Raw genomic sequence first — 3,921 nt, 5'->3', positions numbered from 1 at the left:
GGGGGCGGCAGGCGGCCGAAGCGATCGACGATTTCCTCGGCCACGCTGTCGAGCTGGGCGCTGGTAGTGGCGCTGGCCAGACGCTTGTAGAGCGAGAGCCGGGCATGCACGTCGCCGCAATAGTCGTTCGGCAGCAGGGCGGGCACATGCAGATTGATCTCGGTGGTCACGCCCAGCGGGTTGAGCAGGTCGGGCTCGCGGCCTGCGCGCAGCGCCTTGACGGCCTCACTCAGCATGTCGTTGTAGAGCTGGAAGCCGATCTCCTGCATATTGCCGGATTGCTGTTCGCCCAGCACTTCGCCGGCGCCGCGAATCTCCAGGTCGTGCATGGCGAGATAGAAGCCCGAGCCCAGTTCTTCCATCTGCTGAATGGCTTCGAGCCGCTGGCCGGCCTGCTTGGTCAGGCTTTGCACATCGGGCACCAGCAGATAGGCGTAGGCCTGGTGATGCGAGCGCCCGACACGTCCGCGCAACTGGTGCAGCTGCGCCAGGCCGAATTTGTCGGCCCGCGCCATGACGATGGTGTTGGCGCTGGGCACGTCGATGCCGGTCTCGATGATGGTGGTGCACAGCAGGATGTTGAAGCGCTGGGCGTGGAAGTCGCGCATCACCCGCTCCAGATCGCGCTCGGGCATCTGGCCGTGGGCGATTTCGATGCGCGCTTCGGGCACCAGTTCTTCGAGCTGGCGCTTGCGGTTTTCGATGGTCTCCACTTCGTTGTGCAGGAAATACACCTGACCGCCGCGCTTGATTTCACGCAGCATGGCCTCGCGCATCACGGCGTTGCTTTCGCTGCGCACGAAGGTCTTGATCGCCAGCCGCTTCTGCGGCGCGGTGGCGATCACGCTCAGATCACGCAGCCCTTCGAGCGCCATGCCCAGGGTGCGCGGAATGGGCGTGGCCGTGAGGGTGAGCAGATCGACCGAGGCGCGCAGCGCCTTGAGCGCCTCTTTGTGGCGCACGCCGAAGCGGTGCTCCTCGTCCACGATGACCAGGCCGAGCCGGTCGAACTTGACCGTGGGCGACAGCAGCTTGTGCGTGCCGATGACGATGTCTACCGTGCCGCGGGCCAGCCCGTCGAGCGCGGCGCTGATTTCCTTGGTGCTGCGAAAGCGCGACATCTCGGCAATGCGCACCGGCCAGTCGGCGAAGCGGTTGCGGAAGGTTTCGCAGTGCTGCTCGGCCAGCAGGGTGGTGGGCGCGAGCACGGCCACCTGCTTGCCGCCCATCACCGCCACGAAGGCGGCGCGCAGCGCCACCTCGGTCTTGCCGAAGCCGACGTCGCCGCAGACCAGACGGTCCATCGGCTTGGGGGCGATCATGTCCTGCACGACCGCATGGATGGCCGCGGCCTGATCGGGGGTTTCCTCGAAGCCGAAGCTCGCGGCGAAGGCCTCGTAGTCTTGCGGCGCGTAGCGGAAGGCGTGGCCCTCGTGGGCTGCGCGGCGGGCGTAGATGTTGAGCAGATCGGCGGCGGCGTCGCGCACCTGCTCGGCGGCTTTGCGGCGGGCCTTGTCCCATTGGCCCGAGCCGAGGGTGTGCAGCGGGGCGTCTTCCTGCGCCGCGCCGCTGTAGCGGCCGATGAGGTGCAGTTGCGACACGGGCACGTACAGCACCGCATCGTTCGCATAGACGAGGTGCAGGAATTCGGCCGGGCCGTCGCCCAGATCGAGCTCGGCCAGACCCTGATAGCGGCCGATGCCGTGGTTGGCATGCACCACCGGATCGCCGGGCTGCAGTTCGGCGAGATCGTGGATCAGGGCGTCGACATTGCTGGCCTGCTCTTGCTTGCGGCGCCTGCGCTGGGCCGGGTTGAGGGCGAACAGCTCGGTCTCGGTGAGCACGGCCAGGCGGTCGGCCGGCAGCGAGAAGCCGCGCGCCAGCGGCCCGACAGCCAGGGCGAAGCCGGTCGTGCCCTGCACGAATTCCTCCCAGCTCTCAGCGGGCTGGGCCGACAGCCCGGACTCCTGCAGCAGTTCGCGCAGGGTTTCGCGGCGCCCGGCGGATTCGGCCAGCAGCAGCGCGCGCCGGTGCTGCGTGCGGCCTTCGTCGAGCCATTGCGCCAGGCGCGCCAGCGGCCGGGTGGCGCGGCGGTCGGCGCTGATGTCGGGTAGCTCGGCGCTGGAGGGTTTGTCGGTCTGCGGCGCATCGGCTCTCGGGCGCAGCGCGAGCTGGGCTAGGGGTTTGAGGCGGCTGAAGAACGCCTCTTCGCTCAGAAAAAGTTGGTCGGGAGCGAGGGCGGGGCGCTCCGGGTCGTGCCGCAACAGGCGGTGGCGCTCCTGGGTATCGGTCCAGAACTTCTGGATGGCGGTGGAAATGTCGCCATGCAGCACCACGCGGGTGCGTTCGCCCAGATAGTCGGGCAGGGTGGCGGTGTGCTCGAAGAACAGCGGCAGGTAGTACTCGATGCCGGGCCCGGCCACGCCATTGGCCATATCTTTGTAGAGCGGGCTGCGGCTGGGGTCGCCCTCGAACACCTCGCGCCAACGGGCGCGAAAGCGCTTCTGCGCCGCATCGTCGAGCGGAAACTCGCGGCCGGGCAGCAGCCGCACTTCCTTGACGGGGTAGAGGCTGCGCTGGGTGTCGGGGTCGAAGGCCTGGATGGCGTCGATAGTGTCGCCGAACAGATCGACGCGGTAGGGCACGGGCGAGCCCATGGGATGCAGATCGATGAGGCCGCCGCGCACCGCGTATTCGCCGGGGGCCATCACCTGGCTGACGTGGTTGTAGCCCGCGAGCACGAGCTGGGCGCGCAGCGCGGCTTCGTTGAGCGCCTCACCCTGGCGGAAATCGAAGGTGTAGGCCGCGAGGAATTCCGCCGGAGCCAGGCGCTGGATGGCGGTATTGGCCGGGGCGATGACCACGTCGATCTGCCGGTTGTGGATGGCCCAGAGCGTGGCCAGGCGTTCGGAGATCAGATCCTGATGCGGCGAAAAGCTGTCGTAAGGCAGGGTCTCCCAGTCGGGCAGCAGGCCGACGCGCAACTGCGGGGCGAACCACTGCAACTCGCCGAGCAGGCGCTGGGCATCGCCTGCACCTTCGGTGACGACGAGCCAGGGCGCGGTGTCATCGCGCGGCGCGCACAACTCGGCCAGCAGCAGGGCATCGGCGCTGCCTGCGGGAAGCGGCCAGCTCACACGCTGGCCGGGTTTGAGCGCGGGCACTTGCGCGCGCAGGGCATGGACAATAGACATTGTTCAAATTTTCGCCCAAAGTCGTGGGCGCCCGTGTGTCGTGATGCAAATACCGCCCGCCTCTCCTGCTCGACCCTCCCGCTGCCATGCCGTGATTCCGAGCGCGGGCGGCGGTTCGCGCCTGCCTGGCGATGCGCCCAAGCAATACCGGCGTCTGCTGGGCGAGTCGGTGGTGCAGCACACGGTGCGGGCTTTTCTGCAGACGCCGCGCATCGCCTCGGTATCGGTGGTGGTGCAGGCTGACGATGTTTGGGCGGCCGACGCCCTGCGGGCCGATCCGCGGTTGCATTTGGCGCCACGCGGTGGCGCGACCCGGGCGCACAGCGTGCTCGGCGGGCTGGAGGCTTTGCTCGAAGCCGGCGCGCTGCCCGACGACTGGGCGCTGGTGCACGACGCCGCGCGCTGCTGCATCACCCCCGGGCTGATCGACCGCCTGATCGACGCTTGCCTGGAGGATGACGTCGGCGGCCTGCTGGCGCTGCCCCTGCCCGACACGCTCAAGGCGGCCGACTCCGCAGGCCGTGTGGCGCGCACCGAGCCGCGCGAAGGGCGCTGGCTGGCGCAGACGCCGCAGATGTTTCGCATCGGCGCGCTGCGCGATGCGCTGCGGGCGGCGATTGAAGCTCACGCGCCCCCGCCGCCGGGCCGCCCCAAGGCGGGGGCAGCCCCCTTGGGGGGCAGCGAGCGCGCAGCGGGAGCGTGGGGGCAACAATCCCCGCCGCCGGGC

Annotated in this window: 2 protein-coding genes; one reads left to right on the top strand and one right to left on the bottom strand. The window is 69.0% G+C overall.

Translation table 11 applies throughout. The annotated features are described in order from the left end of the window. The coding region (mfd, locus tag AC2VLV_RS06875) for a transcription-repair coupling factor (RefSeq protein WP_486989269.1) at window positions 1–3,194 on the bottom strand (3,194 nt) is incomplete at its 3' end. Between the two features lie 43 nt (window positions 3,195–3,237). On the opposite strand from mfd, the gene AC2VLV_RS06870 reads away from it, so the two are divergent. Beyond that, a partial coding sequence (locus AC2VLV_RS06870) for an IspD/TarI family cytidylyltransferase (RefSeq protein WP_486989268.1) occupies window positions 3,238–3,921 on the top strand: 684 nt, incomplete at its 3' end.

Source organism: Thiomonas sp. TH-17 (genome assembly GCF_057473305.1).
This window is presented reverse-complemented; position numbering and strand designations above follow the sequence as displayed.